This window comes from Achromobacter ruhlandii (assembly GCF_002082135.1).
Classification (GTDB): domain Bacteria; phylum Pseudomonadota; class Gammaproteobacteria; order Burkholderiales; family Burkholderiaceae_B; genus Achromobacter; species Achromobacter ruhlandii.
In genome coordinates, this window is the sequence record NZ_CP017433.1 from 4,926,297 (window position 1) to 4,940,851 (window position 14,555).

At 68.9% G+C, this 14,555-nt stretch carries 12 protein-coding genes and 2 riboswitches; of the genes, 2 read left to right on the forward strand and 10 right to left on the reverse strand.

Features of this window, described 5'->3' with window-relative positions:
- Positions 1-63: 63 nt before the first annotated feature.
- The 8 genes from gcvP to AruCF_RS22345 all read right to left on the reverse strand — a co-directional run bounded on the left by gcvP (position 64) and on the right by AruCF_RS22345 (position 11,013).
- Complete coding sequence (gcvP, locus tag AruCF_RS22310) at positions 64-2,937, reverse strand: aminomethyl-transferring glycine dehydrogenase (RefSeq protein WP_049076238.1); 2,874 nt, start codon at positions 2,935-2,937, stop codon at positions 64-66.
- Between the two features lie 91 nt (positions 2,938-3,028).
- Positions 3,029-3,406, reverse strand: coding sequence for a glycine cleavage system protein GcvH (gene gcvH, locus AruCF_RS22315; RefSeq protein WP_006385867.1), 378 nt, complete (start codon positions 3,404-3,406; stop codon positions 3,029-3,031).
- Between the two features lie 96 nt (positions 3,407-3,502).
- On the reverse strand, positions 3,503-4,603 hold the full coding sequence (gene gcvT / locus AruCF_RS22320) for a glycine cleavage system aminomethyltransferase GcvT (RefSeq protein WP_049076240.1): 1,101 nt from the start codon (positions 4,601-4,603) through the stop codon (positions 3,503-3,505).
- 83 nt (positions 4,604-4,686) lie between these two features.
- Positions 4,687-4,809, reverse strand: a riboswitch (glycine riboswitch).
- 33 nt (positions 4,810-4,842) lie between these two features.
- Positions 4,843-4,935, reverse strand: a riboswitch (glycine riboswitch).
- A gap of 80 nt (positions 4,936-5,015) precedes the next feature.
- A complete protein-coding gene (locus tag AruCF_RS22325) occupies positions 5,016-5,909 on the reverse strand; it encodes a ZIP family metal transporter (protein ID WP_049076242.1) in 894 nt (297 codons plus the stop codon).
- Between the two features lie 27 nt (positions 5,910-5,936).
- Complete coding sequence (locus AruCF_RS22330) at positions 5,937-6,551, reverse strand: superoxide dismutase (RefSeq protein ID WP_049076245.1); 615 nt, start codon at positions 6,549-6,551, stop codon at positions 5,937-5,939.
- A gap of 260 nt (positions 6,552-6,811) precedes the next feature.
- The gene (locus AruCF_RS22335) at positions 6,812-8,014 is read right to left on the reverse strand and encodes a BaiN/RdsA family NAD(P)/FAD-dependent oxidoreductase (RefSeq protein WP_049076246.1); all 1,203 of its coding nucleotides are present in this window, start codon (positions 8,012-8,014) and stop codon (positions 6,812-6,814) included.
- Between the two features lie 17 nt (positions 8,015-8,031).
- The gene (locus AruCF_RS22340) at positions 8,032-10,293 is read right to left on the reverse strand and encodes an arginine/lysine/ornithine decarboxylase (RefSeq protein WP_049076248.1); all 2,262 of its coding nucleotides are present in this window, start codon (positions 10,291-10,293) and stop codon (positions 8,032-8,034) included.
- 267 nt (positions 10,294-10,560) lie between these two features.
- The gene (locus AruCF_RS22345; protein WP_049076250.1) at positions 10,561-11,013 is read right to left on the reverse strand and encodes a hypothetical protein; all 453 of its coding nucleotides are present in this window, start codon (positions 11,011-11,013) and stop codon (positions 10,561-10,563) included.
- Positions 11,014-11,119: 106 nt separating this feature from the next.
- On the opposite strand from AruCF_RS22345, the gene AruCF_RS22350 reads away from it, so the two are divergent.
- Positions 11,120-11,647, forward strand: coding sequence for a GNAT family N-acetyltransferase (locus AruCF_RS22350; RefSeq protein WP_366617138.1), 528 nt, complete (start codon positions 11,120-11,122; stop codon positions 11,645-11,647).
- A 25-nt stretch (positions 11,648-11,672) separates the two neighbouring features.
- Here the strand turns inward: AruCF_RS22350 and AruCF_RS22355 are convergent, their stop codons facing one another.
- Positions 11,673-12,914 carry a GGDEF domain-containing protein gene (locus AruCF_RS22355; protein WP_049078112.1) on the reverse strand — a complete coding sequence of 414 codons (1,242 nt, stop codon included), beginning with the start codon at positions 12,912-12,914 and terminating at the stop codon, positions 11,673-11,675.
- A 159-nt stretch (positions 12,915-13,073) separates the two neighbouring features.
- Between AruCF_RS22355 and AruCF_RS22360 the strand changes: the two genes are divergently transcribed.
- Positions 13,074-13,922: a GNAT family N-acetyltransferase gene (locus tag AruCF_RS22360; RefSeq protein WP_049076252.1), complete on the forward strand. Its 849-nt coding sequence runs from the start codon at positions 13,074-13,076 to the stop codon at positions 13,920-13,922.
- A gap of 52 nt (positions 13,923-13,974) precedes the next feature.
- On the opposite strand, the gene dcd is transcribed toward AruCF_RS22360, so the two are convergent.
- Positions 13,975-14,538: a dCTP deaminase gene (gene dcd / locus AruCF_RS22365; protein WP_006385856.1), complete on the reverse strand. Its 564-nt coding sequence runs from the start codon at positions 14,536-14,538 to the stop codon at positions 13,975-13,977.
- Between the last annotated feature and the right edge of the window lie 17 nt (positions 14,539-14,555).

Sequence of the window (14,555 nt, forward strand, 5' to 3'; positions counted from 1 at the left end):
TTTTTTGCCTGTCGCCAGGCAAGCCTCGATGACCCGCCCCAAGGGGCGGGCCGTCACGCGGCATCAGGCGTAGGCTTCGACCGGCAGGCAGGCGCACACCAGATTGCGGTCGCCATAGGCGTTGTCCACGCGCGCCACCGGCGGCCAGTACTTGGCCTCGCGCAGCGACGCCACCGGGTAGGCGGCCTGTTGGCGCGGGTAGTCGTGCAGCCATTCCTCGGCCAGCAGCATCTGCGCGGTGTGCGGCGCGTTCTTCAGGACGTTGTCCTCGCGATCGCGTTCGCCGCGCTCGACCTGGGCGATTTCCTCGCGGATCGAGATCATCGCCTCGATGAAGCGGTCCAGCTCGGCCACGCCTTCGGATTCGGTCGGCTCGACCATCAGCGTGCCGGCCACCGGGAAGCTCATGGTGGGGGCATGGAAGCCGTAGTCCATCAGGCGCTTGGCGATGTCCTCGGCGCTGATGCCGCTGGTTTCCTTGAGCGGACGCACGTCCAGGATGCACTCGTGCGCCACGCGGCCGTTGCGGCCCGCGTACAGCACCGGGTAGTGGCCGCGCAGGCGGGTGGCGATGTAGTTGGCGTTCAGGATCGCGACTTCGGTGGCGCGGCGCAGGCCGTCGGCGCCCATCAGCGCGATATACACGAACGGGATCGGCAGGATGCCGGCCGAACCGAACGGCGCGGCCGAGACCGGGCCAACCTTGGCTTCGCCGGGCAGCTTGCCCTGCTCGTTCACCACGCCGGGCAGGTACGGCGCGAGGTGCGCGCGCACCGCCACCGGGCCGACGCCCGGGCCGCCGCCGCCGTGCGGGATGCAGAAGGTCTTGTGCAGGTTCAGGTGCGACACGTCCGAGCCGAACTTGCCCGGCTTGGCCACGCCGACCATGGCGTTCATGTTGGCGCCGTCCAGGTACACCTGGCCGCCGGCCTGGTGCACCAGGTCGCAGATCTCGGTCACGGCTTCCTCGAACACGCCGTGCGTGGACGGGTAGGTGATCATCAGCGCGGCCAGCTTGTCGCCGACCTGTTCGATCTTGGCGCGCAGGTCGCCCAGGTCGACGTTGCCGTTGGCGTCGGAGGCCACCACCACCACGTCCATGCCGGCCAGCTGCGCCGACGCGGGGTTGGTGCCGTGGGCCGACGACGGGATCAGGCAGACGTTGCGCTGGTGCTGGCCGTTGGCCTGGTGGTAGCCGCGAATTGCCAGCAGGCCGGCGTATTCGCCCTGCGCGCCCGAGTTGGGTTGCAGGCTGATGTTGTCGTAGCCGGTGATTTCGCACAGCGCGGCCGACAGGCGCGTGATCAGCTCGTCGTAGCCCTTGCTCTGCGAGGCGGGCGCGAACGGGTGCACCAGCGCGAACTCGGGCCAGGTGATGGGGATCATCTCGGCCGTGGCGTTCAGCTTCATGGTGCAGGAGCCCAGCGGGATCATGGTGCGGTCCAGCGCCAGGTCCTTGTCGGCCAGCTTGCGCAGGTAGCGCAGCATGTCGGTTTCCGATTGCACGCTGGAGAACACCGGATGCTTGAGGATGGCGCTTTCACGCGCCACCGCGGCGGGGATGCCGCCGGCCGCCTTGGCGTCCAGCGCCTCGATGTCCAGTTCGACGTCGTCGCGTTCCAGGCCGGCGGCGAACACGTTCACCAGCGCCTGCAGGTCGGCGGCGGTGACGGTCTCGTCCAGCGACACGGCCAGGCGCGCGCCGTCGACACGGCGCAGGTTGATGTGCTCGCACTCGGCCGCCGTGATGATGGCGGGCGTGGCCGGGCCGGTTTCCAGCAGCAGCGTGTCGAAGAAGGTGTCGTTGGCGACCTTGATGCCCAGCTTGCCGAGTTCGGCGCGCAGGATGGCGGTGTAGCGCTGCACGCGCTCGGCGATGCGGCGGATGCCGGCCGGGCCGTGCCAGACTGCGTACATGCCGGCCATCACGGCCAGCAGCACCTGCGCGGTGCAGATGTTCGAGGTGGCCTTCTCGCGGCGGATGTGCTGTTCGCGCGTCTGCAGCGCCAGGCGCATCGCCGGGTTGCCCTGGGCGTCCTTGGACACGCCCACCAGGCGGCCGGCCATGTTGCGCTTGAAGGCGTCCTTGCAGGCCATGAAGCCGGCGTGCGGGCCGCCGAAACCAAACGGCACGCCGAAGCGCTGGGCCGAACCGATGGCGATATCCGCGCCCCACTCGCCCGGCGCGGCCAGCAGGGCCAGCGCCAGCAGGTCGGTGGCCACGGCCACCACCGCGCCCTGCGCGTGGGCGGCCTCGGCCAGCTTGCGGTAGTCGGCCACCGAGCCGGTGCTGTGCGGGTACTGCAGCAGCACGCCGAAGCACTCCGGCAGGCCGTCGGCCTCGTCGCCGATGGCGATCTCGATGTCCAGGCCCTCGGCGCGGGTGCGCACGACTTCGATGGTCTGCGGATGCACGTGGCGCGAGATGAAGAACACCGGGCTCTGCGACTTGGCGCCGCGGCGCGCCAGCGTCATGGCTTCGGCGGCGGCGGTGCTTTCATCGAGCAGCGAGGCGTTGGAGATGTCCAGCCCGGTCAGGTCGGCAACCATGGTCTGGTAGTTCAGCAGGGCCTCCAGGCGGCCCTGCGAGATCTCGGGCTGGTACGGCGTGTAGGCCGTGTACCAGGCGGGATTCTCGAGAATGTTGCGCAACACCACGTTGGGCGTCTGCGTGCCGTAGTACCCCTGGCCGATGTAGTTGCGGAAGACCTTGTTGCGGCCGGCGATCTGCTTCAGTTCGGCCAGCACGTCGGCTTCGCTGCGCGACGGCGGCAGCGCCAGCGGCGCCTGGCTGCGGATCTTGGGCGGCACGACTTCTTCGATCAGGGCGTCCAGGCTGGGGCTGCCGATGGCGGCGAGCATGGCGGCCTGGTCGGCGTCGGAGGGGCCGATGTGGCGGGGGATGAAGTCGGTGTGGGTGTCTAGGGCGCGCGACATGGGGGATCTCGGGATGGCGGTGTCGTCGGGAGGGACGGACGGTGATGCATGGACGGGCGGCGGCGCCAGCGCCGCGCCCGCCCTGACGGGCTTAGCCGTTGGCGACGGCTTCGTAGCCGGCGGCGTCCAGCAGCTTGTCGGCATCGGCGGCGTTGACCGGCTTGATCTTGAAGATCCAGGCGGTGAAGGCCGATTCGTTGATCAGGTTGGGGTTGCTTTCCAGCTCGTCGTTGAAGGCGACGATTTCGCCGGCCACGGGCGCGTAGATGTCGGAGGCGGCCTTGACCGACTCGACCACGCCGGCGGTCTCGCCCGCGTTCAGCTTGGCGCCGACCTTGACGTCGCCGACGAAGACCAGGTCACCCAGCTGGTCCTGGGCGGTATCGGTGATGCCGACGACGAACACGTCGCCTTCGGCTTTGACCCATTCATGGGACTCGGTGTACTTGCGATCGGTGGGCAGACTCATGGGAACTCCTGGGGGATTCGGATAGGGAAATGGTGTTGCGCGCCTCGCGCCGGCGGCCTGCCCCGAGGGCCCGGCCAGCGGCGCGAAGCTTCGAGTTTACGAGTGTTCGACGGCTTTGCCGTTACGGACAAACGGCAGCTTGCAGACCAGGGCGGGCACCCACTTGCCGCGGATGTCGACCTCGACCGTGTCGCCCGCGACCACGCCTTGCGGCAGGCGGGCAAAGCCGATCGACACGCCCAGCGTCGGCGACATGGTGCCGCTGGTGAGTTCGCCCGTGCCGTTCTTGGTGCGCACCGCCATGTGGGCGCGCATCACGCCGCGTTCCTGCAGCTTCAGGCCGACGAACGCGGCGGGCGTGGCGAACTGCTCCAGCGCGTCGCGGCCGATGAAGCGGCGCTCGGGGTTCTTCAGGGACACCGTCCAGGTCAGCGCGGCTTCGCCGGGCTGGGTCAGTTCGTCCATGTCCTGGCCGTAGAGGTTCATGCCGGCTTCCAGGCGCAGCGTGTCGCGCGCGCCCAGGCCGGCCGGGCGCACGCCCTGGGCCGCCAGGTCGCGCCACAGTTGCACCGCCTCGGCGGCGGGCAGCACGATCTCGAAGCCGTCTTCGCCGGTGTAGCCGGTGCGCGCGACCAGGGTGTCGTCGCCGACGCGGGCGGCCACGAACGGGGTCAGCGGCTCGCTGGCGGCCTGCCAGGCGGGGCGCGCGGCCCAGACCTTGGCGCGGGCGTTGGGGCCCTGCACGGCGATCATGGCCAGGTCGCGGCGCGGCGTGATGGTGACGTCGAACTTGCCGGCCTGCCTGACGCGCTGCATCCAGGCCATGTCCTCGTCGGCGGTGCCGGCGTTGACCACCACGCGCCATTCATCCGCGGCGAAGAAATACACGATCAGATCGTCGATGACGCCGCCCTGCGGGTTCAGCATGCAGGTGTAGAGCGCCTTGCCGGGCACGGTCAGCTTGGCCACGTCGTTAGCCACCAGGCGCTGCAGGAAGGCGTAGGCGTCGGGGCCGGTTATATCGGCGTTGAGCATGTGCGAGACGTCGAACATGCCGGCGTCCTGGCGCACCGCGTGGTGCTCCTCCAGTTGGGAGCCGTAGGCCAGGGGCATGTCCCAGCCGCCGAAATCGACCATGCGGGCGCCGGAGGCGATATGTTCGTCGGCCAGCGGGGTGCGTTTGAGGGGTGCGGACATGCGCGGGTACTCCGGAGCGGCAGTGTTGCCAGGGTTACGGAATGCCGCCGGCGGACGGGATGCGCCCACGCGACGGCTGAATCTTCCGCCCCTCTGTCCTTTTGCCTGAGAGTTGCCCCGCGTGGCGGGTTTGCACCTTCGGCGCCTGGGCTGCTCGCTATGTCCCTGATTGGGCAGCGGCGCCAGGTCTCTCCAGAGTGCTGCTTTGCCGCGTCCGCGCGGTGAAAACCGGGACAGGGCAAGCATGCGCGGTATGGGATACCTGAGCGATTCCGGGCGAATTGCGCCTTCGGCGGCAGCCGCGTACGGCCGCTCTCTCCCGCAACATGCGTGACAGCGCCGAAAGCATACCGCGAAACGCGATTGCGTTGTTGATCCGTGAACGCTGGCCGGTCGCCGCGCCGCGCCCGTGTCAGCCCAGCGCGGTGTCCAGCAGCATCATCAGCACGAAGCCCAGCATCAGGCCGCAGGTGGCGTAGACCTCGTGCCCCTTGCGGTGCGACTCGGGGATGATCTCGTGGCTGATCACGAACAGCATGGCGCCGGCGGCAAAGCCCAAGCCCCACGGCAGCAACGCCGCCGACCAGCCCACCACCACCGCGCCCAGCACCGCGCCGACCGGCTCGACCAGGCCCGACAGCATGCCCAGCGCCACCGCGAACGCGCGCTTGTAGCCCGCGGCGATCAGCGCCACCGCCACCACCAATCCTTCGGGGATGTCCTGGATGGCGATACCGGTGGCCAGCGCGGTGCCCCGCAGCGGATCGTTGCCGGCGTAGCCGACGCCGATGGCCAGGCCTTCGGGCAGGTTGTGCAGCGTAATGGCGAAGACGAACAGCCAGGCGCGGCGCAGGCGGTGCGCCTCGATGCCCTCGCGGCCCTTGATGAAATGCTCGTGCGGCAACAGCCGGTCCATCAGCAGCAGCGCCGCCGCGCCCAGCAGGATGGCGGCGCCCACCGTCAGGCCCGCGCCCCAGGGGCCGGCGCCCTGCGACTCGGCCGCCGCGATGCCAGGCGCCACCAGCGAGAACGCGCTGGCCGCCAGCATCACGCCGGCGCCGAAGCCGAACATGCTGTCCTGCATCTTCTGGGGGATGGTGCGCGCGAACAGGATCGGCAGCGTGCCCGCCGCGGTGGCGCCGGCGGCGACCATGCCGCCCAGCAGCGCGTCGGCCACGTGCGGCGCATTGGCATCGAAATAGACCCACGCCTGGTGCAGGCCCAGGCAGGCGACCAGCACCGCCAGCGTCCAGACGCTGACGCTGGTGGCCGCGGGCCGGATGCGATGACGGCTGAAGGTGTTCATGGTCCACTGCCCCCGCGCAATGCCGGCTCAGCCCACGGCGGCGGCGTAGCGGCGCGCCACCTCGGACCAATCGATCACATTGTAGAAGGCGCCGATGTATTCCGGACGGCGGTTCTGGTACTTGAGGTAGTAGGCGTGCTCCCACACGTCCAGCCCCAGGATCGGCGTGTTGCCCTGCATCAGCGGGCTATCCTGGTTGGCGCTGCTTTCCACTGCCAGCTTGCCGTCCGGCGTCACGCTGAGCCAGGCCCAGCCGCTGCCGAAGCGCGTCAGCGCGGCCTTGGTGAAGGCATCGCGGAAGGCTGCCTGGCCGCCCAGCTCGGCATCGATGGCGCGGGCCAGCGCGCCGTCGGGCTCGCCGCCGCCGCGCGGCGACATGACCGCCCAGAACAGGCTGTGATTGGCATGCCCGCCGCCGTTGTTGCGCACCGCGCCGCGGATCGCCTCGGGCAACTGGTCGATGCGCGCCACCAGGGCGTCGACCGGCTCGTCGGCGGCGATGCCGGCGCCTTCCAGCGCGGCGTTCAGGTTGTTGACGTAGGTCTGGTGATGCTTGCCGTGGTGGATCTCCATCGTCAGCGCATCGATGTGCGGTTCAAGCGCGTCGTAGGCGTAAGGCAGGGGCGGCAGGGTGTAGGCCAAGGCGATCTCCGTCGGGCAACGCCGCCGACGATGGCGAGCGTCTTATTTTTGAAAATACAAATGATAGGTATTTTTATTTGATACGACAACGATAACGTTGCAATGCCTGTCATGCAGGCAGGCTATGGGCCGGACAGCCCTGGGCGAGCAGCACGAAGCGTGCCCGCGCCGGCGGCGGGAAAAGCGTTGGACAAAGCGGGCGTCGCGCCCGGGAAGGAATGTGGCCGGAGCGCGGGGCACGCGGGCAGCGCCCGGAACGGCTAGAGCGCCTTGCCGCAGGCCACGCCGGAGGCCCAGGCCCACTGGAAGTTGTAGCCGCCCAGCCAGCCGGTGACGTCCACGGTTTCGCCGATGAAGTACAGGCCGGGCGTGGCGCGGGCCTGCATCGATTTCTGGTCCAGCCCGCGCGTATCGACCCCGCCGCGCATGACCTCGGCCTTCTTGTAGCCGGCGGTGCCGCTGGGCACCAGGGTCCATTGGTGGATGTCCTGCGCCAGCGCGCGCAGGGTCTTGTCGGGCGCATCGGCCAGGCGCAGCGCCGCCAGGCCCGGCTTGCCGCCCTGCTCGGCCAGCTGCAGCCAGCGGTCGGCCAGGCGCTTGGGCCACAGGCCGGCCAGCACCGTGTGCAACTGCTGCCGGTTGCCGGACTTGGCCGCCAGCAGTTCGGCCGCCAGGTCGCGCCCCGGCGCCAGGTCGATGACGATGGGCTCGCCCGGCTTCCAGTAGCTGGAGATCTGCAGGATCGCCGGGCCCGACAGGCCCCGATGGGTGAACAGCAGGTCTTCGAGAAACTCGCCGCGCGCCTTGCCCTGCCCCGTCGCCAGGTTGACCTCCAGCGCCACGCCGGACAGCTCGGCCAGCGGCTGCCAGTGCGCGGCGTCGAAGGTCAGCGGCACCAGCGCCGGCCGCGGCTCGACCACCTTCAGGCCGAACTGGCGCGCCAGCTTCAGGCCAAAATCGGTGGCGCCCAACTGCGGGATCGCCATGCCGCCGGTGGCCACCACCAGCTTGGCCGCGCGGATCACGCCCTGGCTGGTGCGCAGCTCGAAGCCGGCCTCGCCACGGGCCACTTCGGCCACCTGGCAGCCCATGCGCCACTGCACGCCGCCGGCGTCGCATTCGGCGCGCAGCATCTCGATGATGGATTCGCTGGAATCGTCGCAGAACAGCTGGCCGCGATGCTTCTCGTGCCAGGCGATGCGGTGGCGCCTGAGCAGCGCCAGGAAGTCCTGCGGGGTGTAGCCCGACAACGCCGACCGGCAGAAATGCGGGTTGTCGGAGAGGAAATTGGCGGGCCCCGCGCCGATGTTGGTGAAGTTGCAGCGGCCGCCGCCCGAGATACGGATCTTCTCGGCCAGCCGTTCGGCGTGATCCACCAGCACCACGCGCAGGCCGCGCTGACCGGCGACCGCGGCACACATCATGCCAGCGGCGCCGGCGCCGAGAACGGCGACATCGAACATCAGGACTCCGGACCCGATCAGTCTTCGATCAGGCAATCAACGTAATAACGCTTCTCGCCGTCCGGCCCCACTTCGTCGGCCAGGCCGTGGATGTAGGTCTCGAAGCCCGGGAAACGCTCGTTGAACTCGCGCGCGAACTGCAGGTACTGGACGATGGTGCGGTTGAAGCGCTCGCCCGGGATCAGCAGCGGGATGCCCGGAGGATACGGCGTCAGCAGCACGCCGGTGACGCGGCCTTCCAGCTTGTCGATATCCACGCGCTCGACCTCGCGGTGCGCCATGCGGGCGAAGGCGTCGGACGGCTTGAGCGCCGGCACCATGTCGCTCAGGTACATCTCGGTGGTCAGGCGGGCCACGTCGCGTTCGCGGTAGGCCTCGTGGATCTGCTGGCACAGGTCGCGCAGGCCCATGCGCTCGTAGCGGCGATGGCCGCGGCAGAAGTCCGGCAGGATGCGCCACAGCGGCTGGTTGCGGTCGTAGTCGTCCTTGAACTGCTGCAACGCGGTCAGCAGCGTGTTCCAGCGGCCCTTGGTGATGCCGATGGTGAACAGGATGAAGAACGAATACAGGCCGGTCTTCTCGACCACCACCCCATGCTCGGTCAGGTACTTGGAGACCAGCGCGGCCGGGATCCCGGTTTCGCCGAAGCTGCCGGACATGTCCAGCCCCGGCGTGATGACCGTGGCCTTGATCGGGTCCAGCATGTTGAAGCCTTCGGCCAGGTCGCCGAAGCCGTGCCAGTGGTCGTTCGACTCCAGGATCCACTCATCGCGGTTGCCGATGCCTTCGGACACCAGGCGGTTCGGGCCCCAGACCTTGAACCACCAGTCGTTCTTGCCGAACTCCGATTCCACCTTGCGCATGGCGCGGCGGAAGTCCATGGCTTCGCGGATGCTCTCCTCGACCAGCGCGGTGCCGCCCGGCGGCTCCATCATGGCGGCGGCCACGTCGCACGACGCGATGATCGCGTACTGCGGCGAGGTCGACGTGTGCATCAGGTAGGCTTCGTTGAAGACGTTGCGGTCCAGCTTGCGGGTCTCGGATTCCTGCACGATGATCTGCGAGGCCTGCGAGATGCCGGCCAGCAGCTTGTGCGTGGAGTGCGTGGCGAACACCATCGCGTCCTTGCTGCGCGGACGGTCCTGGCCGATCGCGTGCATGTCCTGGTAGAACTCGTGGAACGAGGCGTGCGGCAGCCAGGCTTCGTCAAAGTGCAGCGTGTCGACGTAGCTGCCCAGTTCCTTCTTGATCATCTCGACGTTGTAGATCACGCCGTCGTAGGTGCTCTGCGTCAGCGTCAGGATGCGCGGGTTCTTGTTCACGGCTTCGCGCGCGAACGGGTTGGCCTCGATCTTCTTGCGGATGCTGTCCGGATGGAACTCTTCCAGCGGGATCGGGCCGATGATGCCCAGGTGGTTGCGCGTCGGGCGCAGGAACACCGGGATCGCGCCCGTCATGGTGATGGCGTGCAGGATCGACTTGTGGCAGTTGCGGTCCACCACCACCACGTCGCCGGCGGCGACGTTGGCGTGCCACACCACCTTGTTCGAGGTCGAGGTGCCGTTGGTCACGAAGTAGCAGTGGTCGGCGTGGAAGATGCGCGCCGCGTTCAGTTCGGACTCGGCCACCGGGCCGGTGTGGTCCAGCAGTTGGCCCAGTTCGTCGACGGCGTTGCAGACGTCGGCGCGCAGCATGTTCTCGCCGAAGAACTGGTGGAACATCTGGCCCACCGGGCTCTTCAGGAATGCCACGCCGCCAGAGTGGCCCGGGCAGTGCCAGGAATAGGAGCCATCCTGCGCGTACTTGACCAGCTCGCGGAAGAACGGCGGCGGCAGGCTGTCCACATAGCTGCGCGCTTCGCGGATGATGTGGCGCGCCACGAATTCGGGGGTGTCCTCGAACATGTGGATGAAGCCGTGCAGTTCGCGCAGGATGTCGTTCGGAATGTGTTCCGAGGTGCGCGTCTCGCCGTACAGGTAGATGGGGATGTCGGCGTTGCGGAAACGCAGTTCGCCGATGAAGGTGCGCAGGTTCTTGATCGCGCTGGCCACGTCCTCGGGCGAATCCACGTCGAACTCTTCATCGTCGATCGACAGGATGAAGGCGCTGGCACGGCTCTGCTGCTGGGCGAACGAACTCAGGTCGCCGTAACTGGTCACCCCGATCACCTCGACGCCCTCGGCCTCGATCGCCGCGGACAGGGCGCGGATACCCAGACCGGACGCGTTCTCGGAACGGTAGTCCTCGTCGATGATGAAGATGGGGAAGCGGAATTTCATGCAGGCGCTCCTGGGGGCAAGGCGAATCGGACCGGGTTGGCGGACGCGAGTGTACTTCTAGTGAAAAACCGTCTGATGACAGGCGGGCGCGAGGTTCCCGCCGGCGGCGGGAATGGCGGAATTGTAGGGCCGTTTTTCTCCAGGCCCTATGGTTTTCCCGAGGGCGGCCGCCAGCGGGCCGCGCGAGGCGCGGACCCGGGTGGCGGACGAGGGGCCTGCCGCGCCCCCGGTCCGCCCCATGAAGCGGCCCGCGCCGGGCGGCCGATCCTAACGGATGGTGACGTCCTGGCCCGCCGCCAGCGCCGCCAGGAAGCGGTCGAAGTACGGCGGGATGGCCTCGGCGGCGCCGTAGCGGATGCGCCGTTCGACCTTGGCGATGGCGCCGAAGCAGATTTCGGCGTCGGGCCCGCCGCAGACCAGCACCACCGGGTCCTCGTCGTCGCAGACCTCGTACAGGCCGCCATGGGCGCGCCGCGCCACTTCGTAGAGGTAGGCGGCCGCGCCAACGGTCTGCATGGGGGTCAGGGGCAGCGTGCCCAGGTGCGCGGCTTCGAGCGCGTCGTCTAGCGCGTGGACGCTCGACGGGGAGTAGTCGAGCCCGGTGCCGGCCGATCCGGCTGCCTGGACGAAATCCTGCGCGGCGGTGGCCACGCGCGCCACGAACTCTTCCTGGACTTCGTCGCGCTTGGCGTCCTGGTTTATCTTGAGGAAACCGAACATCAGTGGCTCCTTTGTGAAAACCGCGAGCGGCGTTGACCCCATTATAGGCGGCCCCTGCCCCTATACTGGCCAGACCGTTCCCTATTCCCAACACTCGCCCCGTCCCGTGAATTCCGCTCCCGCCCCGCTGGTCCGACGTCTTGCCCCCGAGGATGCCCCGGCGCTACGCCAGCTGCGCCTGGACGCCCTGCGCGAGACGCCGGAAGCATTCGGATCGAGTTACGAAGAGGAACACACGCTGACACTGGAAGACATCCGCGGCTGGATCGCCCCCGCGGACGACAGCGCGATGTTCGGCGTGTTCGCCGGAGACGCGCTGGCCGGCATCATCGGCGTGGCCCGGCAGCGCAAACTGAAGATGCGGCACAAGGCGCATGTCTGGAGCGTCTACGTGGCGCCACCCTGGCGCGGCCGCGGCCTGGCCCGGCTGCTGATGCGGGCGGCCATCGACCATGCCGCCGCCATGCGCGGCGTGCGCACGGTGCAATTGAGCGTCACCGCCAACAATGCCGCCGCCTGTCAGTTGTACGCCAGCCTCGGCTTCGAGCAGTACGGCCACGAGCAGGAAGCGCTGTGCGTCAACGGCACGCTGTACGACGAATTGCTGATGGCGCTGCCGCTGCCCGGCCGTTGACGCCCCCGGGTTCGGCGCACCCGCGTCAGGCGGCGCCCGCGCGCCGCCGCGCGCCATAGGCGCAGACCTGGTTGCGGCCGCCGTCCTTGGCCTTGTACAGCGCCTGGTCGGCGGCCTTGATGACCGCATCCGGCGCGCGCAGCGTCTCGCCGCGCTCGGCCACGCCGATGCTGACCGTCACGCGCAGCGGACGCGCATTGCGGCCGGCGCGCGCGCCGCGCCGGCGCAGACCGAGCTGATCGGCCTTGGGCCGCGCCGGCTTGTCACGCAGGCGCATCTGGTAGGCCTCGATCGCGCGCCGCACGGTTTCCAGGTGCGGAATGGCCTCGACCGCGGTCTTGCCCGGAAACACCAACGTGAATTCCTCGCCGCCGTAGCGATAGGCATAGCCGCCGCCAGACACCCGGCGCAGTTGCGCCGCCACCATGCGCAGCACCTGGTCGCCGACGTCGTGGCCGTGGGTGTCGTTGAATGCCTTGAAGTGGTCCACGTCGGCCATGGCCAGCGTATAGACGCGGCCCATGCGCTGCAGGCGCTCGTTGAGCGCGCGCCGCCCGGGCAGACCGGTGAGTTCGTCGCGGAAGGCCATGTGATAGCCCTCGTGCGCCAGCGAAATGGACAGCGAGGTCAACGCGGCGGCGGCCATCACGGCCAGTTCGATGCCGTGCTGGGCGCCGCGCGGCAGCGCCCAGGCCATGCAGACGAAACCCAGCCATTGGCCGGCCTGCTGCGGACGGCCATAGCGCAACAGCAACAGGGTCAGGGTCAGGCCGGTGAGCAACAGCGCCGCCAGCGCCTCGAACGGCACGCCCAGCCGCGCCAGCACGCCTTGCACCGCCAGCGCGCCGAACAATTGCGCCACCCCTTCCTTGCCCGCCAACGCGATGACGGCGGCGCCCGCGGCCATCAGCCCCAGGCGCGCGGCCAGGTCGCGCAGCATGCCGGCGCGCTCGGGCCACAGCGCATTGATGGTGTAGGCCAGCGACCACCACACCAGCGCCGGCCCCAGCGCCCAGGGCGCCTGGCTGGCCAGCATCGGCCACGCGGCCACGGCGGCCAGCACCGCCAGCATCAATGCCAGTGTCTGCGAGCGCTGGTACATCAGGCAGATGGCCGCGCCGACCAGCGCCATGACCCACGGCACGAACGGCACGATCTGGGTCAGCGCCGGAGGCCACTGGCGCCACAGCAACAGCCCGACCGCCGCCATCACCGGCAGCGCAGGGTAGAACAACAGGGGCAGCCAGGGGATATGGGGGTAACGCACGGATAGGGCCTTGCTCACGCTTGCTGAGATGACGTCGCCAAATCGGCAAACACATATGCCATTTTACGGTCGCGGTCGCGGGTTCTTTAGCGAGTTAGCGACGCTTGCGCGGCGGGCGCGCCGTGCTATGTTCAGCGCTCGCCCCCCTGGAAAAACCTCATGCGCATCCTGGTCAATATCGACGTTCCCGATCTTGAGGCGGCCATCGATTTCTATGGCCGCGCCTTCGGGCTGACGCTGCACCGCCGGCTGGGACCGGGGGCCGCCGAAATGCTGGGCGCGTCGGCGCCCATCTACCTGCTGCAAAAGGCCGCCGGCACGCCGGCCGCGGGCGCCGTGCGCCAGCCGCGCGACTACGCCCGCCACTGGACGCCGGTGCACCTGGACGTGGTGGTCGATGACGTCGACGACGCGGTCGCCCAGGCGGTGGCCGCGGGCGCGCGGCTGGAGGACCCGGCGGCGTCGCATGACTGGGGCCGCATCGCCCACCTGAGCGATCCATTCGGCCATGGCATCTGCATCATGCAGTTCCTGGGCCGGGGCTACGACGCGCTGGCGGCGGGCGCGCTACGCGACGCGCCGGTGACCGAGGCCGACTTCGACACCCTGCTGGCGATCCGTATCGAAGCCATGCGCGACAGCCTGGAACGCCTGGGCCGGTTCGACCCGGAACGGGCGCGGGCGCGGCTGCGCGCCACGTTCCGGCCCGACCACACCTGGTTCATCGAGCGCGACGGCGCGCGCATCGGCTTCTATGCCGTGCGCCCGGACGGCGACGGCTTGCGGCTGGATCATCTGTATGTGGTGCCCGCGGCGCAGGGGCTGGGGGTGGGCGGCCAGGTGCTGAGCCGCTTGCTGCAGGATGCCGACCGACGCGGCCTGCCGGTCAGTGTGGGCGCGCTGCGCGGCAGCGACTCGAACCGCTTCTATCGCCGCCACGGTTTCGCGCAGGTGTCGGAAAGCGAATGGGACATCGAATACCTGCGCCTGGCGCCGGGAAGCGCCTGACGGGCGTTCAGGCAAGGCGGGCGCGCCGGGCGGCGCCCCCGCCGCTGGGCCATCAGGTGCGCGGCAGCGTGACGCCGCGCTGGCCCTGGTACTTGCCGCCCCGGTCGGCGTACGAGGTCTCGCAGATCTCGTCGCTTTCCAGGAACAGCATCTGCGCGCAGCCTTCGCCGGCGTAGATCTTGGCGGGCAGCGGCGTGGTGTTCGAGAATTCCAGCGTGACGTGGCCTTCCCATTCGGGTTCCAGCGGCGTCACGTTGACGATGATGCCGCAGCGCGCGTAGGTGCTCTTGCCCAGGCAGATCGTCAGCACGCTGCGCGGGATGCGGAAGTATTCGACCGTGCGGGCCAGCGCGAACGAATTGGGCGGGATGATGCAGACATCGCCCTTGAAATCCACGAACGAGCCTTCGTCGAAATTCTTGGGGTCGACGATGGTGGAATTGATGTTGGTGAAGATCTTGAATTCGTCGGCGCAGCGCACGTCGTAGCCGTAGCTGCTGGTGCCGTAGCTGACGATGCGCCCGCCATTGGCCGTGCGGACCTGACCCGCTTCGAAGGGTTCGATCATGCCGGCTTCGGCCTGGCGGCGGATCCAGCGGTCGCTTTTGATGCTCATGATGGCAGAGGTGCTTG

Excerpts from the sequence above, each read along its gene's own strand:
- gcvP (WP_049076238.1), bottom strand. The coding sequence starts at position 2,937 with ATGTCGCGCGCCCTAGACACCCACACCGACTTCATCCCCCGCCACATC.
- AruCF_RS22335 (WP_049076246.1), bottom strand. The coding sequence starts at position 8,014 with ATGTTCGATGTCGCCGTTCTCGGCGCCGGCGCCGCTGGCATGATGTGT.
- AruCF_RS22360 (WP_049076252.1), top strand. The coding sequence starts at position 13,074 with ATGCGCATCCTGGTCAATATCGACGTTCCCGATCTTGAGGCGGCCATC.
- AruCF_RS22325 (WP_049076242.1), bottom strand. The coding sequence starts at position 5,909 with ATGAACACCTTCAGCCGTCATCGCATCCGGCCCGCGGCCACCAGCGTC.
- AruCF_RS22345 (WP_049076250.1), bottom strand. The coding sequence starts at position 11,013 with ATGTTCGGTTTCCTCAAGATAAACCAGGACGCCAAGCGCGACGAAGTC.
- gcvH (WP_006385867.1), bottom strand. The coding sequence starts at position 3,406 with ATGAGTCTGCCCACCGATCGCAAGTACACCGAGTCCCATGAATGGGTC.
- dcd (WP_006385856.1), bottom strand. The coding sequence starts at position 14,538 with ATGAGCATCAAAAGCGACCGCTGGATCCGCCGCCAGGCCGAAGCCGGC.
- AruCF_RS22340 (WP_049076248.1), bottom strand. The coding sequence starts at position 10,293 with ATGAAATTCCGCTTCCCCATCTTCATCATCGACGAGGACTACCGTTCC.
- gcvT (WP_049076240.1), bottom strand. The coding sequence starts at position 4,603 with ATGTCCGCACCCCTCAAACGCACCCCGCTGGCCGACGAACATATCGCC.